At 62.9% G+C, this 20,615-nt stretch carries 18 protein-coding genes; 12 read left to right on the top strand and 6 right to left on the bottom strand.

From position 1 onward, the window contains the following. Positions 1–430 precede the first annotated feature (430 nt). The 9 genes from rpe to MTP36_RS00945 all read left to right on the top strand — a co-directional run bounded on the left by rpe (position 431) and on the right by MTP36_RS00945 (position 10,114). Positions 431–1,081: a ribulose-phosphate 3-epimerase gene (gene rpe / locus MTP36_RS00905; RefSeq protein WP_118658524.1), complete on the top strand. Its 651-nt coding sequence runs from the start codon at positions 431–433 to the stop codon at positions 1,079–1,081. 12 nt (positions 1,082–1,093) lie between these two features. Continuing rightward, positions 1,094–2,113 carry an RnfABCDGE type electron transport complex subunit D gene (locus MTP36_RS00910; protein ID WP_249252847.1) on the top strand — a complete coding sequence of 340 codons (1,020 nt, stop codon included), beginning with the start codon at positions 1,094–1,096 and terminating at the stop codon, positions 2,111–2,113. Beyond that, positions 2,110–2,835 carry an Rnf-Nqr domain containing protein gene (locus MTP36_RS00915; RefSeq protein WP_249252849.1) on the top strand — a complete coding sequence of 242 codons (726 nt, stop codon included), beginning with the start codon at positions 2,110–2,112 and terminating at the stop codon, positions 2,833–2,835. Before MTP36_RS00910 ends, MTP36_RS00915 begins: the two co-directional genes overlap by 4 nt. Next, complete coding sequence (locus MTP36_RS00920; protein ID WP_249252851.1) at positions 2,832–3,446, top strand: Rnf-Nqr domain containing protein; 615 nt, start codon at positions 2,832–2,834, stop codon at positions 3,444–3,446. Before MTP36_RS00915 ends, MTP36_RS00920 begins: the two co-directional genes overlap by 4 nt. A gap of 24 nt (positions 3,447–3,470) precedes the next feature. Next, entirely contained in the window at positions 3,471–4,580 is a 1,110-nt protein-coding gene (locus tag MTP36_RS00925; RefSeq protein ID WP_249252853.1) for a putative glycoside hydrolase, read from the top strand. 32 nt (positions 4,581–4,612) lie between these two features. After that, positions 4,613–5,905 (top strand): DUF1015 domain-containing protein, encoded by a 1,293-nt coding sequence (locus MTP36_RS00930; RefSeq protein ID WP_055186591.1) that lies wholly within the window; start codon positions 4,613–4,615, stop codon positions 5,903–5,905. Between the two features lie 10 nt (positions 5,906–5,915). Then, the gene (locus tag MTP36_RS00935) at positions 5,916–7,799 is read left to right on the top strand and encodes a DEAD/DEAH box helicase (protein WP_249252855.1); all 1,884 of its coding nucleotides are present in this window, start codon (positions 5,916–5,918) and stop codon (positions 7,797–7,799) included. Continuing rightward, positions 7,796–8,644: a putative RNA methyltransferase gene (locus MTP36_RS00940; RefSeq protein ID WP_117930009.1), complete on the top strand. Its 849-nt coding sequence runs from the start codon at positions 7,796–7,798 to the stop codon at positions 8,642–8,644. Before MTP36_RS00935 ends, MTP36_RS00940 begins: the two co-directional genes overlap by 4 nt. Positions 8,645–8,929: 285 nt before the next feature. Then, positions 8,930–10,114, top strand: coding sequence for an alpha/beta hydrolase (locus tag MTP36_RS00945; RefSeq protein ID WP_256466549.1), 1,185 nt, complete (start codon positions 8,930–8,932; stop codon positions 10,112–10,114). An 81-nt stretch (positions 10,115–10,195) separates the two neighbouring features. Here MTP36_RS00945 and MTP36_RS00950 read toward each other — a convergent pair whose 3' ends face one another. From MTP36_RS00950 to MTP36_RS15920, 3 genes are all read right to left on the bottom strand, one after another. Continuing rightward, entirely contained in the window at positions 10,196–11,551 is a 1,356-nt protein-coding gene (locus MTP36_RS00950; protein ID WP_055186588.1) for an MATE family efflux transporter, read from the bottom strand. Between the two features lie 89 nt (positions 11,552–11,640). Further along, positions 11,641–13,080, bottom strand: a complete 1,440-nt coding sequence (locus tag MTP36_RS00955) for an alanine/glycine:cation symporter family protein (protein WP_249252859.1) — start codon at positions 13,078–13,080, stop codon at positions 11,641–11,643. Between the two features lie 415 nt (positions 13,081–13,495). Further along, a complete protein-coding gene (locus MTP36_RS15920) occupies positions 13,496–13,621 on the bottom strand; it encodes a hypothetical protein (RefSeq protein WP_256466534.1) in 126 nt (41 codons plus the stop codon). Between the two features lie 73 nt (positions 13,622–13,694). Between MTP36_RS15920 and MTP36_RS00960 the strand changes: the two genes are divergently transcribed. Next, positions 13,695–14,618 carry a hypothetical protein gene (locus MTP36_RS00960; RefSeq protein WP_154252161.1) on the top strand — a complete coding sequence of 308 codons (924 nt, stop codon included), beginning with the start codon at positions 13,695–13,697 and terminating at the stop codon, positions 14,616–14,618. Here MTP36_RS00960 and pdxR read toward each other — a convergent pair. Beyond that, positions 14,525–15,967, bottom strand: coding sequence for a MocR-like pyridoxine biosynthesis transcription factor PdxR (gene pdxR / locus MTP36_RS00965; RefSeq protein WP_249252861.1), 1,443 nt, complete (start codon positions 15,965–15,967; stop codon positions 14,525–14,527). The two genes, MTP36_RS00960 and pdxR, sit on opposite strands and share 94 nt — an antisense overlap. Before the next feature lie 166 nt (positions 15,968–16,133). Between pdxR and MTP36_RS00970 the strand changes: the two genes are divergently transcribed. Then, entirely contained in the window at positions 16,134–16,793 is a 660-nt protein-coding gene (locus MTP36_RS00970; RefSeq protein WP_117930003.1) for an ECF transporter S component, read from the top strand. 57 nt (positions 16,794–16,850) lie between these two features. Here the strand turns inward: MTP36_RS00970 and MTP36_RS00975 are convergent, their stop codons facing one another. Then, positions 16,851–18,101, bottom strand: coding sequence for an aminoacetone oxidase family FAD-binding enzyme (locus MTP36_RS00975; RefSeq protein WP_249252863.1), 1,251 nt, complete (start codon positions 18,099–18,101; stop codon positions 16,851–16,853). 156 nt (positions 18,102–18,257) lie between these two features. Here MTP36_RS00975 and MTP36_RS00980 point away from each other — a divergent pair, with 156 nt between their 5' ends. Continuing rightward, the gene (locus MTP36_RS00980) at positions 18,258–18,800 is read left to right on the top strand and encodes a stage V sporulation T C-terminal domain-containing protein (protein ID WP_249252872.1); all 543 of its coding nucleotides are present in this window, start codon (positions 18,258–18,260) and stop codon (positions 18,798–18,800) included. 70 nt (positions 18,801–18,870) lie between these two features. Here the strand turns inward: MTP36_RS00980 and MTP36_RS00985 are convergent, their stop codons facing one another. After that, entirely contained in the window at positions 18,871–20,553 is a 1,683-nt protein-coding gene (locus MTP36_RS00985) for a hypothetical protein (protein ID WP_249252874.1), read from the bottom strand. Positions 20,554–20,615: the final 62 nt, after the last annotated feature.

Below are 20,615 nucleotides of genomic sequence, written 5' to 3' on the forward strand. Positions count from 1 at the left end.
GTCACGGCTTGCGCCGTGCCAGATTCCCCTTTTTGTCACCTGCGGTGACATCTTCCCCCGGAGCGGGGGAAGTCTTTCCTCAAGGGGACGCCTTTGGACTATGCCAGAAACTTTACCGCTACCGCCAAAAGCCGTCCCCTTGGACAGACTCTCCCCGGCCGGGGAGAGATGTCGCGTCAGCGACAGAGTGGGGAACGAGTGGCAAAGCCGTAGGCTTTGACGGAAGGGGTACTCCCCGCGCCCCGGATGGACTTTTTGCGCCATTTACGACTTTTCGGTGAAAAAAACGGCTGCGGGTTTGATTTTTTGGCCGTTTTCATGTAAACTAAAAGATAACCATGCCCGCGTATTTTTTGCCCGGCAGAACCCTGCAAAACGCGCAACGCATGGGATAAAAATTGCTAAAAATAACGGAGCGTAATGAAATATTATGGCCATCGTAAGTCCTTCGATTCTTTCTGCTGATTTTGGCAAGCTGGGTGCAGACTGCCGCATGGTGCTGGACGCCGGCGCACAGATGCTGCACTACGACGTGATGGACGGGCATTTTGTGCCCAACATCAGCTTTGGCGTGCCGGTGCTCAAAAGCCTGCACAAGGCGCTGCCGGATGCCTTTTATGACGTGCACCTGATGATCAGCCACCCGCTGCAATACGCCGAGCCCTTCATCAAGGCCGGTGCGACCCTGTATAACTTCCATCTGGAGTGCGAAGATGATATTCAGGCCACCATTGACGCCGTGCGTGCGCTGGGCTGCAAGGTGGGTCTGACCATCAAGCCCGGCACCCCGGCCGAGGCGCTGGCACCGTGGCTGGAGCAGCTGGATCTGGTGCTGGTGATGAGCGTGGAGCCCGGCTTCGGCGGGCAGAAGTTCATGCCCTCGGCGCTGGATAAGCTACGCTGGCTCAAGGCAGAGCGGGGAGCACGCGGCCTTTCCTACCTGTTGGAGGTGGACGGCGGCGTGGATGCCGCCACCGCACCCCTGTGCGTAGAAGCCGGTGCCGACGTGCTGGTGGCGGGCAGCGCCGTGTTCGGCGCGGCCGACCCCGCTGCGGCTGTGGGCGCACTGGCCAGCCTGTAAGGAGGGCTGTATATGGATGAAGCTTTGATCCAGGAGCAGGAACGACAGCTGCAAAAGACCGGCCGGTACTACGAGCACGTTTTCTGGCTGTGTGTGCCGCTGCTGTGCATGGCCTGCTATTTCTACGGCGCACGTCCGCTGCTGCTGTGCGGCATCGCCCTGCTTACCGGCAACCTGTGCGACCGTCTGGTGGCGCTGCTGCGCCATCGGGTGTACACCAATAAAGATCTCTCCAACGAGAGTTTCAGCCTGATCATCGCCCTGCTCATGCCCGCCACCGTGGACATCTATGTGCTGGTGGTGGCGGTGCTGGCGGGCGTGCTCATCGGCAAGGAGGTCTTTGGCGGCTACGGCAGCTACCCCTTCAACCCCGCTGCCGTGGGCTACGCCGTGGCGGCGGTATCGTGGCCGGAGCAGGTGGTGCGCTACCCGCAGCCCTATACGCCGCTGCCCCTGTGGAACGCCTCTGCCGTGCCGGTGAGCAGCACCATCGAGGATACCCTGCGCAGCGGCGGTATCCTGAACCTGAACGCCCTCGCCATCGCGCTGGGCGAGTTTGCCGCCCCCATGGGCACCGGCGCAGCGCTGGTCATTCTGGCCTGCGGCCTTGTGCTGTGGACCCAGAAGGACGTGCACATCGGCGCATCAGCGAGCTTTCTCATCACCTGCGGGCTCATCGCTTTCTTCTTCCCGCGGCAGGTAGGTCTGGCAGACAGCACCCTCTTCAGCAGCCTGATGCCCCGCTTGCAGGGCATCCGGGACGAGCTGCACACCGGTGCAATGCTGTTCTGCGCGGTGTTCCTGCTCAACGAGCCATACACCTGTGCCCATCACCGGCTTGGGCGCATCCTGTACGGCGCACTGGTGGGCATCGCCACCATGGGCTTCCGCTATTTCGGCGTGTACGAGACCGGCGTCTGCTTTGCACTGCTGGCAGTCAACAGTGTGTCCGCGCTCATTGACCGCACCGAGGAGCGGCTGTACCGTCTGCTGCACCGTCTGCCGTCCGAACGAAAGGAGGCTGCGGAATGAAAAAGCGTACTGCGGAGCTGATTTTAAAAGATCCCGAAAAGTTTGCCCATCACGACCGCGTGTTCCTGAATAACCCGGTGGTCATGCAGGGCATGGGTCTGGCACCGCTGGTGGTCGTGGCCACCACCGGCCAGAACAGTCTGACGCTGGCGGCGGCGGTGGCGCTGCTGCTGGTGCCCTCCCGCGTGCTGGCCTGCCTGCTCAGCCGCCTTGTGCCCCTGCGGGATGAGGAGCCTTCGCCCGCGCAGCTGCAAAAAAAGCTGCTGCCGCGTGCCATTCTGTATGCAGCCAGCGCCGCTGTGGTGTATCTGGCGGCGTATCCCATTTTGAACTTCGTGTTCGGCACTGGTCTTTTGAACCTTGGCATCTACCTGCCCATGCTGGTGGTGGAGCCGCTTCTGACCTACCGCTTCGGCCGCGTGCAGGAGACGGTGCATAAGGCTGTTTCCAAGGGCGTGCGCATCACCGTGGGCTACGCGCTGCTGCTGCTCGTGATCGGCATGGTGCGCGAGTGGCTCAGCCTTGGCACCGTGTTTGGTGCCCCGGTAGGGCGCTGGGCGCTGCTGCCGCTGGCTAAGATGCCGGCGGGCGGCTTTATCGTGCTGGGCATCCTGTGCGCCATCTGGCGCGCTGCCGCTGCAAAGCGCAAGGAATATCTGCAAAAGGAAGCGCGGGATACCCTGACCGTGCACTACCAGAAGGAGGCGGACCGCGAACCGTGAAAGAAGTTGTAAGCAGTTCGGCAGTGTTTTTCAGCTATGCACTGCTGGCTATTTTTGCACAGAACGCTGTCTTTACCCGTGCACTGGGCGTGTCCCGCATGGTGCAGCTGGTGGGGGACGACCGCACCAGCAGCGCCTTGTTCGGCATGATGCTGTGTATCACGCAGGTGCTGGTGGCACCGGTGGCTTTCTTTGCCGGGCGGTGGTTCATTGCCCCGCTGGATAACCGCGCCCAGCTGCGCCCGCTGGTGTATATCGCCAGCATTGCCGTGGTGTGTCTGGCAGAGCATCTGGTGCTGTGGCTGCTGCGCAGCCTGCCCCGCCGCGCCCAGCTGCTGCGCATCGTGCCGCTGGCCGCGCTGAACAGCGGCGTGCTGGGCACGGTGCTGGTGGAGCGCACCCAGACCTTTACCCTTGGCGAAAGCCTTGGCTTTGGCCTTGGCAGCGGCCTTGGCTATGTGCTGGCGGTGCTGCTGGTCACCGAGGCGCGTCACCGCCTGCGCAGCAAAGCGATCCCCAAAGCATTCCGCGGCCTGCCCATCACGCTGGTGTATATCGGCGTGCTGGCGCTGGCAATCTATGGCTTTACCGGACATTCCGTCATCCTGTAATGCAGACAGGGAGGAAAGAATACCATGGCTAAGTATAAACGTCAGAAGGTCAAGCATTATCACCGCAGCTTTTACAGCCGGGAAATGCGCGTCAAGCGCGGCATCGGCATTGCGGTGCTGGTAGTGGCAGTGCTGGCAGCAGCATGGTTTGCCGCACCCCATGTGCTGGATTGGGCCACCCACACATGGTATACCGTGGTCAAGGACCGGGACCTCGAGGCCGAAAGCGCTTCCCGCGCCGAGGCAGCAGCCTCCTCTGCGGCGGCAAGCAGCGCTGCCGCCTCGCAGGCAGCGTCGTCTGAACCGGAGCCGGAGGAGGAAAAGCCGCTGGACGGCAAGGCCATTACCGGCGGCAGCTGGGCAGAGCTGGATGTGACCGCCCTGACCGATGATGCCGCTATCCGCGCCGCCGCCCGGCAGCTGAAGCAGCAGGGCGCAGACTACGCCCTTGTCACCCTGAAGGACGCCGCTGGCACGGTGTACTACGCTTCCGGCGTGGCAGCTGCTGCGCAAAGCATCACGGAAAACCCGGTGGATGCGGCCAATATCGCTGCCATCCTGCGGGAAGAGGGCATCATCCCGGCGGCGCAGCTTGCCGCCTTTACCGACCCGGTGTCGGTGTACACCGACCGCAGCATGGGCGTGCACTACGACGGCAACAGCCTCTGGCTGGACAACGTCAGCGCAGCCAAGGGCGGCAAGGCGTGGATGAACCCCTTTGCCGCAAGTGCGGTGCAGTATATCGGCGACCTCATTGAGGAGGTGCAGGGCATGGGCTACGAGCAGGTGGTGCTTACCGGGGTGCAGTTCCCCAACATCATCACTCGCAAGCAGGACTTCGGCGCTTCCGGCGGCAAGAGCCGGGAGGGACGCGCCGCCCAGCTGACCGCTGATATCGCCGCATGGCAGACCCGCTTTGCAGGCAGCGTGACCCTGTGGGTCAGCTACCCTGACGCGCTGTGCACCGCTGCCACCGATGCCCTTGGCACCACCGGCACGTCCCTTGGCATGGAAAATCTGCTGGTCACCAGCAGCACCGCACTGGATGCGGACAGCCGCGCTGCGCTGGAGCAGGCCGCTGCCGATGCCGGTGTGCAGCACCTTGTGGTGCACGACGCCGCAGCATTCCGCTGAGAAGCGGCTTTTAGAGAGGGGAGGAAACGACTATGAAACCGACTACCTGTTTTGCACCCGCACACATCCTGCTGCCTTCGGAGCAGGTGCCGCTGGAACAGTGGGGCTGCATCGCCTGTGACCAGTTCACCAGTGACCGCAGCTACTGGCAGCGGGCAGAAAAGACCGCTGCGGGTGCGCCCAGCACCCTGAACCTGATCCTGCCGGAGGTGTATCTGGAGGACGGAGACGCCGACGCGCGGGTGGAAAAGATCCACGCCACCATGCAGGATTATGCCCAAAACGTGCTCACCCGGGCGGTGGACGGCTTTATCTATGTAGAGCGCACCGAGCAGAGCGGCCGGGTGCGGCAGGGTCTTGTAGGGCGTGTGGACCTGGAGGCTTACAGCTACCGCCGGGGCGAAAAATGTGCCGTGCGCCCCAGCGAGTGCACAGTGGAAAGCCGCATCCCGCCCCGCATGAAGGTGCGCACCGGCGCTGCGCTGGAAACGCCCCATATCATGATGCTGGCGGACGACCCGGACTGCACTCTCATCGAGCCCATTGCCGCCCACAAGGACAGCCTGCCCAAGGTGTACGAGGGCGAGCTGATGCTGGGCGGCGGCCATGTGGCAGGCTGGGCGGTGGAGGACCCCGCCCTCATTGCACAGATCGAAAATGCTCTGACCGTGCTGGGCAGTCAGGAAGAATTTGACAAGAAGTACCCCGATGCCACCCGCCGCGACCCGCTGACGCTGGCCGTGGGCGACGGCAACCACTCGCTGGCTACCGCAAAAGCCTGCTGGGAGGAGCTGAAAAAGACCCTGACCCCGGAGCAGGCAGAGAACCACCCCGCCCGCTGGTGCTTGGCAGAGGTGTGCAACGTGCACTCCCCGGCCATTGAGATCGAGCCCATCCACCGGGTACTGTTCAACGTGGACTGCGCCACCGTGCTGCTGAGCCTGATTACATGGAGCGATGCCAACATGGCCGGCTGCTGCTTTGGCGGCAGCAAAAAGCAGCCTTTTACGCTGGCAGGCCCCCACATGGCCAATGTGCTCAGCTTTGAGGACCCCACCGAGCCGCTGACCGTGGGCACCATCGACGATTTTATTTCGGATTATATCGAGCGCCACCCGGAAGCAAAGGTGGACTATGTGCATGACGAACCGGCTGTGCGCGCTTTGTGCAAGCAGGGCGCGGTGGCGTTTTTGATGCCGCCCTTCGCCAAGAGCGACCTGTTCCGCGGCGTTGTGATGGGCGGCGTGCTGCCCCGCAAGACCTTCAGCATGGGACACGCGGAGGAAAAGCGCTACTACATCGAGTGCCGGAAGATCACAGAATAATAGGAGAACCATGACATTTAAAGAACTGAATCTGTCCGCCCCGCTGCTGCGCGCTGTGCAGGAAGCGGGCTACGAGACCCCCTCGCCCATTCAGGCAGCGGCCATCCCGCCGGTGCTGGCAGGCCGGGATCTGATGGGTTGCGCCCAGACCGGCACCGGCAAGACGGCGGCTTTTGCGCTGCCCATGCTGGACCGGCTCACCGCCAATGCGCCCCGCCGCAAGGGTGCTGTCCGCGCGTTGATTTTGACCCCTACCCGGGAGCTGGCTTTGCAGATCGGCGAAAGCTTTGAAGCCTACGGCAAGTACCTGAAACTGCGCAGCACCGTCATCTTTGGCGGTGTGGGACAGGCACCGCAGGTGGAAGCGCTGAAAAAGGGCGTGGACATCCTCATCGCCTGCCCGGGACGGCTGAACGACCTGATCGGGCAGGGCTTTATCGACCTGTCCGCACTGGAAATTTTTGTGCTGGACGAGGCCGACCGGATGCTGGACATGGGCTTTGTCCATGACGTGAAAAAGGTCATTGCAAAGCTGCCTGACCAGCGCCAGAACCTGATGTTCAGCGCCACCATGCCCGCCGAGATCGAGCATCTGGCCGCCGGCATCCTGCACGACCCCGCCTTTGTCAAGGTGGACCCGGTGTCCAGCACCGTGGACCGCATCCAGCAGAGCCTGTACTATGTGGAAAAGGGCAACAAAAAGCTCTTGCTGCCGTGGCTCATCAAAAATTTGCAGCCGCCGGTGGTCAACGCACTGGTGTTCAGCCGCACCAAACACGGCGCGGATAAGATCGCAAAAGACCTGACAAAGCAGGGCATCCCCGCCGCCGCCATCCACGGCAACAAGAGCCAGACCGCCCGCGTGACCGCGCTGGAGGATTTCAAGTCCGGCAAGACCCGGGTGCTGGTGGCGACCGACATCGCCGCACGCGGCATTGATATCAGCGAGCTTTCCCATGTGTTCAACTACGACCTGCCCGAGGTGCCGGAGACCTATGTGCACCGCATCGGGCGCACTGCCCGCGCCGGCGCGGACGGCACCGCCGTCAGCTTCTGCGCCCCGGAGGAGCAGGAGTATCTGGCAGGCATCGAAAAGCTGAACCGCCGCAAGATCCCGGTGGTATCCGGCCACCCGTGGGACGGCGTGCCCGCCCCGGTGCGCCCCGTGCTGCCCGTGCGCGGCAAAAAGCCCCGCCCCGAAGCAGAAAAACAGGCCGAAACTGCGCCCGCAAAAGCTGCAAAGGCAGCTGTGCCCGCGCCGAAGCAGGAGCCGAAGGCCGCAAAGAATGCGGTGCCTGCAAAACCGAAAAAAGAGGAAACATTGATGCAAGACAGCAACGCAAAGCGCGGGGTCCGCAACGACCGCCGCGCCAACAACCGGGGCGCAAACGCCCCCAAGGAGGCGGCAGCGCCCCGCGCCCGCCGCGAGAATGCCGCCCCCGCCCGGGGCAGCAACGCCCAGCCCAAGTTTGACCCCCATTTTGTCAGCGCCCCGGAGGCTACTCCGCTGCGCCCGGCACGCAAGACTCCTGCTGCTCCGGCAGCACCTGCCATCCGCAGCGCACAGGAGCCCCAGAATAATCAGAACGCAAGCCGCAGCGGCAGCCGCCGCAATGACCGCAGCGAGCAGCGCGCTGCCCAGAGCAACAACGCCCGCCCTGCCCGTAACGAACGCGGCAGCGCAGGCAATCAGAACCGCACCGGCAGCGCACCCCGCGCTCCCAAGGCCGAGCCTGCCCGCCGTGGCCGCAATGCCGCCGCCCGGGACGAGGACCCGGGGCTGATGCTCATCAGCCGCCGCCCGCCCCAGCAGAAGTACACCAGCTTTGAGGAGTATATGGACGCCCACGGCGGTGCCACCGCACCCATTGAGGACCACAGCGAAGAAGTATGAGCCGGAACGAAGCCTTTGCCCCGTGGCAGTGCCCCCTGTGCGGCGGCGTACTGCAAGGGGAAACCGACCTGAAATGTGAAAAAGGCCACTGCTTTGACCGCGCCCGGGAGGGCTACTGGCATCTTTTGCCGGTGCAGAGTATGCGCACCAAAGCCCCCGGGGACAGCAAGGAGATGGTAGCTGCCCGCCGCGCCTTCCTGAACGCCGGATACTACGGCATTTTCGGGCAGGCGCTGGGGGAGCTGTGCCTTGCCCACGGCGTGCCCGCCGCGAAGGACGCCCCGCTGCATCTGCTGGATGCGGGCTGCGGCGAGGGCTGGTACGATCGCTGCATCGCGCAGCAGTTCGCGGCGGCGGAAAAACCGCTGCAGCTGGCGGGGTTCGATATCGCAAAGCCCGCCGTGCGCTTGGCTGCAAAGGCGCTGCCCACAGCGCAGTATGCAGTGGCGTCCAGCTTCAGCCAGCCGGTACGCACCGGCTGGGCAGATGTACTGCTGAACTGCTTTTCGCCCTTTGCGCAGGAGGAGTTCAGCCGGGTGCTGCGCCCGGGCGGGCGCATGATCTACGTTGTGCCGGGGGCAGAGCATCTGTACCAGATGAAGGCTGTGCTCTATGAAAAGCCCTATAAGAACCCGGTGCAGCAGGTGGAATACCCGGGTTTCCGTGCCATCGACGAGCGGGAGGTGCAGGGTACCATCACCGTGCCCGCCGCCCAGCTGGAAGCCCTGTTCGCCATGACCCCCTACTATTGGAAAACGCCCCGCGATGGTGCCGCCCGCCTTGCGGCTCTGCCGCAGCTCACCACAACCATCGCCTTCCGCTTTCTGGTGTTTGAGAAGCTGTAATAAGATAAAAAAGGACTGCCGTGCACTCTGCACGGCAGTCCTTTTTTGTGCCCATTCTCATGCTTGTTGATTTTCACAAGAACTGACATACTAATATATCAATTTCGCACAAAAACAACAAAATCTATTTACAAGCGCATTGTATTGTGGTACGATTTGTGCGGATTTCGATGGCATGATACACTGGAATGTCTATCGGGCCCGGCAGCAGGGCGTTTGCTGCACAGCTTTGGGCGGCTTTGCTCTGTACAAATGAGCCGTCTGCATTTAAAAGGAGAAATGATGATGAACAGAAGAGACTTTATGAAGCTTTCCGCCGCTTCTGCTGTGACCATGGGCGCAGTGGCTGGCATGGCGCCCGCATCCTTTGCTGAAAACGCTGGCGTGCACACCGATGCTGAGGTGCAGGCCATGGTGGCAGAGGAACTCCGCCTCTCCCGCGAGGTAGCCTTTTATCCGGCTGCTTTCCGGGGCGATTTTGACAAGTTCTATGTGCTGTTCCACAAGCTGTCCCGTGCTCAGTACGAGAAGGTGGACGGTGCAGCTGTGCCCGGCATCAACGCTTCTCACTACGATATGTGTGTTGCCCTGACCAATGCCCGCAAGGCGCTGCGCCAGATCAAGGACCCCAAGAGCACCGTTTGGGAAATTTGGGGAGATCAGATGGCCGTGGAATCTCCGCTGCCCACCAACTGGGAAAATTGCTACGATAACGAGGGCTTCCGTCCCTTCCTGAACCCGTACCTGCTGCGAGATCAGGGCAAGGTGAAGGGCAACGTGATCATTATTGCAGGCGGCGGCAGCACCCACCGCAACAACGTGGTGGAAGGCTACCCTGTGGCCGAGTTCTTCAACAAGAACGGCTACAACGCCTTTGTGCTGCAGCGCCGCGTCAATCCTTATGCCGCTGTGGATCAGCAGCTGGATCTGGCACGCGCTATCCGCTACATCCGCCACAACGCCTCTGAAAAACACATCGGCAAGACCGATATCATGATCGCTGTGGGCTTCTCTGCCGGCGGCATGAATGTGATGCAGGTGGTGGCCAACCAGTTCGGCACTACGAATACCCCGGATAAGGTCTATCCCAGCTACGTCTGCGATGCTGTGGACTATGAGAGCGCTGACCTGAACGTGGCAATCCCCATCTACGGCCTGTTCGTCACTGGTCTGAACTTCACGAAGAACCCCAACCTGCCTCCGGTCTTTGGTGTTGTGGGTCAGAAAGATGGCCTGAGTGCGATGATGCTGCCCTCTCTGCCGGAGTGCGCGGATATCTTCAAGGATTTCAGCTTCTATCTGGCACCCGATGCGCCCCACGGTGTGGGCTTGGGCACTGGCACCAAGGGCTATGTGGATTACTACACCCAGATCGCCCAGTGGCCGGATATGGCTGTCAACTTCATCGAGAGCCGTCTGGGGCTGATGGAAAAGAAGATCGACATGGACTCCGTGGGCTTTGCATGGTAAGCTGTCCTGACAGAAGTTCCTGAAAAAACAATGACCCGCCGCACCTCCTTCAGTGCGGCGGGTCGTTGTTTATAAAAATGGTTATGTATGATACTCCATCCATTTGCCCTTCCATGCGTACAGGATCATGAGCAATGCGCCCAGACCCCAGCTGACGGGGTAGAGGATGAACACGCCCTCGATGCCGGAGAAGAAGGGCAGCAGAAACTGGATCCATACCACACGGAACAGGCACAGCGAGACCAGCAGCACCACCATGGGCGGGATGCTGGCACCCGTGCCGCGCACGGCACCGGCAAGGCCGTGCAGGATGCTGAGCAGGAAGTAGAACGGGCAGAACCACTGCATGGCCAGCTTGCCGTAGGTGACCACGGCCTCGTCGGCGGTGAACAGGTGCAGAATGGCATCCTGCCCGGCCAGCAGGGCAGCGCCGGTGCAAAGGGTGTAGATGACCCCGATGGCAAGGGTGACCCACACCGAGCGCTTTACCCGGTCCAGACGCCCCGCGCCGTAGTTCTGCCCCACAAAGGTGGTAGCAGCCATGCTGATGCTGCTGACCGGCAGAATGTTGAAGCCGTCGATCTTCATGTAGGCTGCAAAGCCCGCCATGGCGGCGGCACCGTAGCTGTTCACGCTGGCCTGCACCAGCACGTTGGAAAAGGAGATGACCATGTTCTGGATGCCGGTGGGCAGACCCACCCGGATGATGCGGCCTGCCATTTTGCGGTGCAGCCGGATGGCGGAAAGCTCCACCCGGCAGGCGTCCTCGCTTTTCATCAGAAAGCGCAGGCTCAGCACGCAGGACACCAGCTGGCTTAAATCGGTGGCGATGGCAGCGCCTGCCACCCCCATCCGCAGCCCCACGATGAACAAAAGATCCAGCACGATGTTGGTCACCGATGCCCATGCCAGATACACCAGCGAGCGCCGGGAGTTGCCGGCGGCGTTCAGGATGCCGGCGGTCATGTTATACACCACGCTGAACAGCACGCCGCCAAAGTAGATGCGGATATAGGTCACGGCGTCGGCCAGCACCTCGGCGGGGGTGTTCATGGCTACCAGCAAAGCGCGCCCGCAGGCAACGCCGCCCACCGTCAGCAAAAGCCCCATGACCACTGCAATGGCAAGGGAGGTGTGCACCGCCTCGCGGGTCTCCTTGTGGTCGCCCGCGCCCAGATACTGCGACACCACCACGCCCGCACCTACGGCCAGTCCCTGACTGAAGCCGATGAGCAGATAGATGGGCGAACCACTGGAGCCCACGGCGGCAAGGGCATTACTGCCCACAAAATTGCCCACGATGATACTGTCAGCGGTGTTGTACATCTGCTGCAGCAGGTTGCCGAAGATCAGCGGCAGGGCAAACAGCAGCAGGCTTTTTACAATGCTGCCCTCGGTCATAAGGGTAGCGGTATTCCGTGTTTTTACGGCGGCCATGGGGCTCCTCCTCTCAGCGCAAAAAAATCGCTTGTACCCCTTAGCATAGCACAAACCCCGCCCCGGGACAAGGGGCAGGGCTGACGATTTTAAATCGTCTCGCCCGCCGACAACAGCGGCGGCGCGTGGCTGCCGTACAGTCTGCGGTCAAGATAGTTCTGTGTGATGCGCACCACCGTGCCGGACAGCGCAATTACGCCGATGAGGTTTGGCAGCATCATCAGGCCGTTGAAGGTGTCGGAAAGCGTCCATGCAAGGTCCAGCTGCATCACCGCGCCCACCGGCATCAGCGCTACGAACAGTACCCGGTAGCCCGCCCCCGCGCCTGCGCCGAAAAGATACTCCACGGCCTTGCAGCCGTAGCAGCTCCAGCCAAGGGTGGTGGAGTAGGCGAACAGCAGAATGCACACTGCAATGAGCTTTGACCCCAGCGCGCCGAACACGGCGTCAAAGGCCTGCCCTACCAGCGCACTGCCCGCCGCCCCGGCGGCGATGCGCCCGGTGTCCAAATCCACAAAACCGGAGGTCAGCACCACCAGCGCCGTCAGGGTGCACACCACCATGGTGTCCGCAAACACCTCAAAAATGCCCCACATCCCCTGCTGCACCGGCTCTTTTACGTTGGAAGCCGCGTGCACCATCACCGAGGAGCCAAGCCCGGCCTCGTTGGAAAAAGCACCCCGCTTAAAGCCCAAAGTGACCGCCCGGGACAGCCCGTAGCCTACGATGCCCCCACCGGCGGCTTGCAGCCCGAACGCGCCCTTTACGATGGCGGCAAGCGCCGCCGGGACGGCAGTGATGTGCACCCCCACCACGGTGAGCGCGCCCACGATGTACAGCAGCGCCATGGCGGGGACAAGCCTTTCCGCCACCGCAGCCACACGCTTGAGCCCGCCAAGCAAAATTACCGCCGATACTGCCGCCAGCACCGCGCCGGTAACGGTCTCCGGCACGCCAAAAGCCGCCCACAGGTTGCCTGCGATGGAATTGAGCTGGCTCAGGTTGCCGATGCCAAAGCTTGCCAGCGCACAGAACGCGGCAAACAGCACCGCCAGCACCCGCCCCGTCCTGCCGCCAAGGCCATCCCGCAGGTAGTACATCGGCCCGCCGCGCCAGCCGTCCGCCGGGTCTTTGCGGCGGTAGTAGATGCCCAGCACGTTCTCGGCGTAGCTGGTCATCATGCCCAGCAGCGCCATGACCCACATCCAGAACACTGCCCCTGCCCCGCCGGAAAGGATGGCGGTGGCCACCCCCACAAGGTTGCCGGTGCCGATGGTGGACGCCAGCGCGGTACACAGGCTCTGGAACTGGCTGATGGCCTGTTCCTCGCGGGCGGTATGGGCGGTGACGCTCCGGTCGGTCAGGATAGCACCGAGGGTGTGCCGCATCCAGTAGCCCCACCGCCGCAGCTGGAAGCCTCCGGTGCGCACCGTCAGCAGCAGCCCGGTGCCGAAGAGCAGCCCCAGCCCCATCGGCCCCCACACGATGCCGTTCACGGCCTCGACTCCCCGCATGAACCGCTCTGGCATCCTGTGGCCTCCTTTGCTGATGAAAAGTTTCTGCTTGCCTTCAGCGTGCAGGGACGCTCCGCTGGGCCAGAGGCAGGGAGGGGTGTTCCGACTCCCCCCTCCCTACCTCTGGACTCCACCCACCCCGCAACGGGCCAAGGGCTGCACGCCCTTGACAATCCTAAAGAAGAAGTCGAAGCACAAAAAAGCTAGCGCTGCGCCAGTCGGCGCTATCGCTTTAACGCTTTTTTCGCTTCTCCATCCATAGCCCCTCAGTCGCTGTGCGACAGCTCCCCCGAGGGGGAGCAGGCACGCCCGCAAGCATTGCACTTGAGCCGGAAACTTTCCCGCTATGCCAAAGGCTCCCTCCCAGAGGGAGCTGGCAAAGTCGTAGACTTTGACTGAGGGAGTTCCCTTGCCATCCTATGCAGCGCCATTATTCCTCATGCGGTGCGGGCAGCGGAGATTTATCGGGGTCGGGTGCGGGAAGGGGCTCCAGTGTCAGCCAGAAGTCCTCCTGCTCCTCGCGGTCTTTTTCGTTGGGGTTTTCTGTTTTAGCCATACAGCATCCCTGCCTTTCTGCATAAAGGGTCGCCCGTTGGGTCATGCTTTATGCACAAAAAGGAGGCAGAGCCATGAAACACGCAAAACGCAGCGGCTGGCGTCCCTTCTGGGCGGCGCTATGCGCCGCCCTGCTGGTGCTGCTGCCGCTGGTGGGCGGCACGGTGCTGCTCAGCCGTGCTCAGCTGCGCAGCAGTCTGCGGCAGGCCGCAAAAAGCCAGAGCGGGGTGCCCATCCGTCTGCCCAAAGCCACCGACCGGTGCACCGTGCTGCTGTGCGTGGCAGACGAGACCCCGGGCTTTGTGCTGGCCTACCTGAACGCCGGGCAGAACTGCATCCATCTGCTGGCGGTGCCCGCCGCGCTGGAGGTGCCCTTCGGGGGCAAAAATGTTCCCCTTGCGGACTGCTACGCCGCCGCAGGCCCCGCCCGCTGCCGGGAGGCGCTGGGCGAGGTGTTCGCCCTGCCGGAGGATACCGACTATCTTGCCATCGCCCCGGCAGTGCTGACAAAGCTGGCGGCGCGGTACGGCGCAGTGCGGGTGGGCTTTACCGGGGCGCTCACCCCGGAGCAGCTGGCGCGGTACGGCAAAGGCACCGGGGTGCAGGGCATCTCCGCCGCCGACGCCCACAGCTTTTTGGCGGCGCTGGATGCCGACACTTCTCTTTCGCCCCGGCGCAGCGCCGCCGCCCGGGCGGCGGTGTGGGATGCGTTTTTCCGGCAGGCGCTGGAGCTGCTGCCCACCACCCTGCCGCAGGGTCTGCGGGAGGTGAGCAGCAGTCTGCTGACCAGCCTGACCGCCGTAGACCTTGCTACACTGGAGCGCACGCTGGAATTTTTAGCCACCAGCGCCGAGCCGGTGGATATCACCGCCGACGCCCTGCCCGGAGACTGGGCGGGCGGGCACTATACGGTGTCCGATGCCTCCCGGGCGGCGGTGCAGAGCTTTTTCAACCTCTCCCCGGCGGCGGCGCAGTCCGCGTCCGGCAGTGAGCCGTAACCCAGCACCAGTGTCCCGGCGGCAGAATGCGCCGTGCCGGTCAGGTCGTAGTCGCTCAGCAGGGAACAGCGCACCCCGTACTGCCGGGCAGCTGCCCGCAGGGCGGCGTCCGGCGGCGGGTCCTTCAGCTGTGCCAGCAGGTGTAGCCCGGTGTGCAGCCCCGCAAGGGTCAGCTCCTCCGGCGCAAAGGAGGTGCGCAGCGCCGCCACCAGCGCATCCCGGCGGGCTTTGTAGGCGGTGCGCTCCCGCGCTAAGTGCCGGGTGAAATATCCCCCGGTGATAAAGCGCGCCAGCGTCTGCTGCTCAAACCGCCCTACCGTGCCGGAGTAGAGCCGGTATTTTTCCTGCCACGCACCCAGCAGCGGCCGGGGCAGCACCATGTAGGCAATGCGGATGCCCGGGGCAAGGCTGCGGGAGCAGGTGGACAGGTACACCACCGTGCCGTCTGCGCCCGCCATGCCCTGCAAGCTGGGCAGCGGGCGGGTATCGAAACGGAACTCGGAGTCGTAGTCGTCCTCAATGATGTACCGCTGCCCCGGGGCGCGGGCCGCCCAGTGCAGCAGCTCTGCCCGGCGTCCGGCGGGCATGGTGACCCCGGTGGGGAACTGGTGGCTGGGGGTGACGTAGCACACCGCCGCATCGCTGGCGGAAAGAGCCGTCAGCGACAGCCCATCCGCATCCACCGGCAGGCAGCGACAGGGCACGCCGTTGTTTTCCAGCACCTGCCGGGCGCGGGGGTAGCCGGGGGTCTCCACGGCGGCAGGGCCGGGCAGCAGCGGTGCCAACAGCCCCAGCAGATATTCCAGCCCTGCACCCACCACCAGCTGCTCCGGGTCGCACTGCACGCCCCGGTACTCGGCCAGATACTCTGCCAGCGCCTGCCGCAGGGCGGCATCGCCCCGGGCATCCCCGGGGGTGAGCAGCTCCGGCGCGGAGTACAGCAGTTCCTTTTGCAGCCGCGCCCATGTGCGGAAGGGGAACAGCCCCGGGTCCACGCCCCGGGTGGATAAATCGAACTGTACCGGCGGGGCGGTTTCGGCGGGGTGCTCTGCCGGCGGCGCGGAATGGGCGGCGGGCGGCTGCACCCCCTGCGGCAGGGCAAGATACTCCTGCACCGTAAAGCCGCTGCGCTCCCGGGCGGTCAGGTAGCCCTCTGCCGCCAGCATCTGGTAGGCGGTGTCCACCGTGTTCACCGAGATCGACAGCTCTGCCGCCAACCGCCGCTTGCCGGGCATCCGGGTGCCCGCCGTCAGGGTGCCCGCCCGCATCTCGGCGGCAAGGCTGCGGTAGAGCTGCTCGTACAGCGGCACCGCCGAAGCCGGGTCCAGTGCCGTGGTCAGATGTACCATAGAATGTCCCTCCCATCTGGGCATTGCGTCAAACTGACCCCATAAAAAAACTTTGTTCTGGGTATTTTCATAGGGTCAGTTCTGCGTATAATAGGAGCATACCCGCCGGACACCCAAATGTCAAGTAGTTTTGTGGGGTTATCGGCGTGATTGGAGGGAAAGTATCATGTCTACTACTGCAATGTGGCTGCTGCTGGCAGTCGTCGTTATCCTGATCCTGTTTTTCAGTGTGCTGTACAAGCGCCGCTTTACGGTGCACGAGCTGGCGCTTACCGGCGTGATGGCTGCGCTGAGCTTAGTGGCCTACCTGTTCTTCCGCATCCCGTTCTACGGCGGCTCCTCGTTCCATCTGGGCAACACCTTTACTGCCCTGACGGCGCTGCTGCTGGACGGTGTATCCGGCGGTCTGGCGGGTGCCATCGGTCTGGCGCTGGCAGATATCCTTGCCGGTGACCCGGGCTACGCCATTACCACCTTCGTGCTCAAGTTCATCATCGGCATCACCTGCGGTGCCGTGGCACATAAGGTGTTCAAGCTGCGGGATCAGGACCGTCACAGCGCCGGGTATCTGGTCAAGGTGATCGTCTCTGCGGGTTCCGGTCTGCTGTTGAACGTGTTCACCGACCCCTTCCTTGGCTACTTCCGCAACGTGTACATCTTTGGGCAGGAGTACACCGTGGCACAGGCGCTGACCAAGATCGCCGGCGGCGTCACCTTTGTAAACAGTGTGGCTTCCACGGCCTGCGCCGTGGTGCTGTATCTGGCACTGCGCCCCGCGCTGGAGCGTGCAAAGCTGCTTTCCAAGGGCGAGAACAAAGCTGCCTGATTTAGATAATAAAAGGGACGAGGGAAAGCCCGCGGGCTTTCCCTCGTCCCTTTTCTGTTACCGTTTTCGACTGCAAAGGTGCTTTGCAGCGTCCCGCCCGGCGGCAAGGCCGCTGCCGAACGCCCAGTGCAGGTTGAAGCCGCCGCAGCTTCCGGCGCAGTCCAACGTTTCACCCACGAAGTACAGCCCCGGACAGCCCTTGAACTGGAAGGTCGGTTCCACCTCGGTCAGGGCAAGCCCGCCGCCGGTGGTCTGCGCCTGCCGCCAGCCGCAGGGGGTAAGCCCCTCGAACCGCCAGTGCTTGGCGGTGTGGGCAAGCTTCTGCCAGCTGCCTGCGGGCAGGGCGTGGGGGGCAGTATCCGGCAGGGCGGCGGCAGCCCAGAGGGCGCGGCCAAGCTTGCCGTGCAAAAGCCCCAGCCAGAACGCCGCCGCCGTGTCCTCGGCAAGCAGCGGTGCACGCGCCGCAAACAGGGCGGCAAGCTCTGTCTCCGGCACAGCGGGGAAGAGATCAAGTTCCACCGCCGGGTGCTTCGGGCTGCGCCCGGGGGCAAGCAGGCCGGACAGCTGCATGATGCAGATGCCGGAAAGCCCGTAGTCGGTAAACTGTACCTCGCCCATCTCTTCAGCCAATACCCGGTCGCCGTCCAGCAGACGGGCGGCGGCTTTGGCGCGGATGCCCGCAAGGCTTTTGTTCGGCTTTGCGCATTGCAGGGCGGTCAGGCAGGGGTAAAGGGGGCGCATCTGCCCGCCGCAGTCGGCGGCAAAGCGGGTGCCGAAGCCGTCCGTGCCGAACTGCGGCCCGGCGGCGCCGCCCATAGCGCAGATAACGGCATCTGCCCGCAGGCTTTCGGTGCCGCCCTCGGCGTTCGTAAACTGCACCGCGTAGCCGCCCTTGCTCTGCCGCAGGGTGCTTACCGTGCAGCCGGGGCGCAGCTGTACCTTGTGCCGCTGCAGATGCAGCTCCAGCAGCGCCAGCACATCGGCGGCCTGATTGGAATAGGGGTACACCCGCCCGGCTTCATCGGTGCGGGTGTACAGCCCCAGCTGCTCAAACCACACCAGCGGCGCGGCGGCATCCACCGCCGCCAGCAAAGGCCGCAGCGCGGCGGGGTCGGCGGTGAAGTATTTTTCCGGCGCAATGGCGGTGTTGTCCAGATTGCAGCGGCCGTTGCCGGTAGCCAGCAGCTTTTTGCCCACCTTGGGGTTGCGCTCCAGCACCGTGACGCGGGCAGCGGGCGCGGCCTGCGCAGCCGCCAGCGCAGCGGCCAGTCCGGCGGCACCGCCGCCCAGAATAAGGATGTGTGCCATGCGGACACCTGCTTTCTTTAGGTTTATTCCTATTTATTGTAGCAGAACCCCGCCCGGAACGCAATGCGGCGGGTAAAGCAAAAAATGCACTGCCGGTATAATTTGCCGCCGCTGACAGATACTACATACAAAGGAAACCGCAAGGAGGGCAAAATAATGAAAGCAACCGGTATTGTGCGCCGCATCGACGAGCTTGGCAGGGTGGTGATCCCCAAGGAGATCCGCCGCACCCAGCGCATCCGGCGGGGCGACCCGCTGGAGATCTTTACCACCGGCGACGGGGAAGTGATCTTTAAAAAGTACTCGCCTATGGGCGAGGTGAACACCCTTGCCGCCCAGCTGGCAGAGGTGCTCAGCCGCCAGTTTGCACTGACCGCCTTTGTGTGCGACAGGGACCGCATTCTGGCGGTCAGCGGCAGCGGGCGGCGGGAGCTGACCGACCGCAGCATCAGCCAGCCGCTGGAAAAGCTGATGGATGCCCGCAAACCCTACCAGAGCCCCGGCAACCCGGAAAAGACCCTGCTGCCCTGCGAGGGCGCACCCCGGGTGCTGCTATGCGCCGCGCCGGTGCTGGCGGGCGGGGACGTGACCGGCGCGGTGGGTCTGTTGACCGAGGACCGCGCCGCCTGCCCGGAGGACGCCCAGTGCAAGGCGGTGGCAGTGGCAGCGGCCTTTCTGGCAAAGCAGATGGAGGAGTGAAAACACCGCCGCCCGGCCTGTGGAGACAAGCCGGGCGGCGGTGTACATGAAAGGATGAATGTGAGGATGATTATTTGGTGATGGTCACAGGCACCTTTTTCAGGCTGTTCCATGCGCGGATGATGCGGGCATTGGTCACCTTGGTGTCCGGGCCGAAGGTTGCGCCGTGGTCGGAGAGCAGACCCTGCTCTGCGCACCAGCGGGCGGCTTTCTGCTGATCGATAGCGTCAGCGGGGATATCGGTATACAGTGTAGTGCTTACGGGGTCGGGCTTGCCGGCAGTCGTCCACAGGACGTTTGCCAGTTCCTGCCGGGTGGAGGGGATAAAGCCGTCCGGCAGCGCATAGTGCAGGTACAGGGAAGAACCGTAGACATAGGTGGCATAACCCAGACCTGCAGTGCCCAGCACGATGCCAAGTGCGGCTGCGCCGGAAGAGAACGCCGGGTCAAGCTCGCCGGGTTCATCCGGTGTGGGCGGCGCGGGCACCTCGGTCACCAGAACGATCTTTTCATAGCCCCGCACAGGGATCTCGTAAGTGTTGCCGCCTTTGCTGACTACGGAGCTCATAATGGATACATCGGCATCGGCTGCACGGCAGTCGAACAGTGCGGCATCGGTCTTTACGGTAATGGTGTTGGGCTGCTCAGACGATCCGCTGGGGACATAAAGACTGGTGTAGCTTTCAGAAAAGCCATCATTTACAGGCACTTGGAAGTTTCCGCCATTCTGATCGCTCACAGAGGTAAAGGCGATGGCGCTGCCTTCCGGCACAATGGGCTTGTTCACAAAATAGCCGCCGGTGATCTGAAGATTGGTCGGGTCGTCGATGCTGCTTGCATTCACAGCTTTGGTAAACAGGCCGCCGGTGATGGAAAGCGGGGAGCGACATCTTTCGATGAAAACCTCGCCGTCAAACAGGCCGTCGCTGATGGTGATGGAAGCGTCATCATTCGCAAGCTTCATACCCTTTTCAAAGGTTCCGCCCTCGATCGTGGCATTTTCGCCGGAGGAGGCGTTTACCTCAACAGCTTCCCAAAAGGTGCCGCCGGAGATGGTTTTGTAGTTGTCCACAGGCTGTTGGAAGGTGCCGCCGGAGATGGTTTTGTGGTTGTCCACAGGCTGTTGGAAGATACCATCGGAGATGGTGCCCCAGTTGTGCACCTCCCTTTGGAAGGTGCCGTTGGAGATGGTGCCCCAGTTGTGCACCTCCCCTTGGAAGATGCCGCCGCGGATGGTTTTGGAGTTGTTCACAGGCTGTTGGAAGGTACCGTTGAAGATGGTGCCCTGGTTGTCCACCTTCCTTTGGAAGGTACCGTTGGAGATGGTGCCGGAGTTGGACACATCATCTAGGAAGGTGCCGCCGGAGATGGAGCCCCAGTTGCCTACATTCCTTTGGAAAGTACCGCCGGAGATGTTGCCGGAGTTGTTCACACCCGCTTGGAAGGTACCGTTGGAGATGGTGCCGGAGTTGGACACATCATCTAGGAAGGTGCCGCCGGAGATGGTGCCGGAATTGTTAGCCACCGACCCGTTGAACTGTCCGCCGGAGATGGTGCCGGAATTGTTAGCCACCGACCCGTTGAACTGTCCGCCGGAGATGATGCCGGAGTTATGCACCGGCTGTGAGTAGGTGCCGCTGGAGATGAGGCCCCGGTTTTCGAACACCGGGGCAGCTGCCAGTGCAGACACCGGCAGCAGGGACAGCAGCATACTGCCGGTCAGCAGAATGCTTACAATGCGTTTGGCTTTCATAGGGGTTCGCTCCTTTCGTGTGGTTTTTATACGGGGGTCTCGTTACTATAAATATACCATAA

Origin of the sequence: Faecalibacterium sp. I4-1-79 (assembly GCF_023347235.1) — a bacterium.
Lineage (GTDB): Bacteria > Bacillota > Clostridia > Oscillospirales > Ruminococcaceae > Faecalibacterium > Faecalibacterium tardum.

Bases quoted from the DNA above. Each gene is read 5' to 3' on its own strand.
- rpe (WP_118658524.1), top strand. From the start codon at position 431: ATGGCCATCGTAAGTCCTTCGATTCTTTCTGCTGATTTTGGCAAGCTG.
- MTP36_RS00910 (WP_249252847.1), top strand. From the start codon at position 1,094: ATGGATGAAGCTTTGATCCAGGAGCAGGAACGACAGCTGCAAAAGACC.
- MTP36_RS00915 (WP_249252849.1), top strand. From the start codon at position 2,110: ATGAAAAAGCGTACTGCGGAGCTGATTTTAAAAGATCCCGAAAAGTTT.
- MTP36_RS00925 (WP_249252853.1), top strand. From the start codon at position 3,471: ATGGCTAAGTATAAACGTCAGAAGGTCAAGCATTATCACCGCAGCTTT.
- MTP36_RS00930 (WP_055186591.1), top strand. From the start codon at position 4,613: ATGAAACCGACTACCTGTTTTGCACCCGCACACATCCTGCTGCCTTCG.
- MTP36_RS00935 (WP_249252855.1), top strand. From the start codon at position 5,916: ATGACATTTAAAGAACTGAATCTGTCCGCCCCGCTGCTGCGCGCTGTG.
- MTP36_RS00940 (WP_117930009.1), top strand. From the start codon at position 7,796: ATGAGCCGGAACGAAGCCTTTGCCCCGTGGCAGTGCCCCCTGTGCGGC.
- MTP36_RS00945 (WP_256466549.1), top strand. From the start codon at position 8,930: ATGAACAGAAGAGACTTTATGAAGCTTTCCGCCGCTTCTGCTGTGACC.
- MTP36_RS00950 (WP_055186588.1), bottom strand. From the start codon at position 11,551: ATGGCCGCCGTAAAAACACGGAATACCGCTACCCTTATGACCGAGGGC.
- MTP36_RS00955 (WP_249252859.1), bottom strand. From the start codon at position 13,080: ATGCCAGAGCGGTTCATGCGGGGAGTCGAGGCCGTGAACGGCATCGTG.
- MTP36_RS15920 (WP_256466534.1), bottom strand. From the start codon at position 13,621: ATGGCTAAAACAGAAAACCCCAACGAAAAAGACCGCGAGGAGCAGGAG.
- MTP36_RS00960 (WP_154252161.1), top strand. From the start codon at position 13,695: ATGAAACACGCAAAACGCAGCGGCTGGCGTCCCTTCTGGGCGGCGCTA.
- pdxR (WP_249252861.1), bottom strand. From the start codon at position 15,967: ATGGTACATCTGACCACGGCACTGGACCCGGCTTCGGCGGTGCCGCTG.
- MTP36_RS00970 (WP_117930003.1), top strand. From the start codon at position 16,134: ATGTCTACTACTGCAATGTGGCTGCTGCTGGCAGTCGTCGTTATCCTG.
- MTP36_RS00975 (WP_249252863.1), bottom strand. From the start codon at position 18,101: ATGGCACACATCCTTATTCTGGGCGGCGGTGCCGCCGGACTGGCCGCT.
- MTP36_RS00980 (WP_249252872.1), top strand. From the start codon at position 18,258: ATGAAAGCAACCGGTATTGTGCGCCGCATCGACGAGCTTGGCAGGGTG.
- MTP36_RS00985 (WP_249252874.1), bottom strand. From the start codon at position 20,553: ATGAAAGCCAAACGCATTGTAAGCATTCTGCTGACCGGCAGTATGCTG.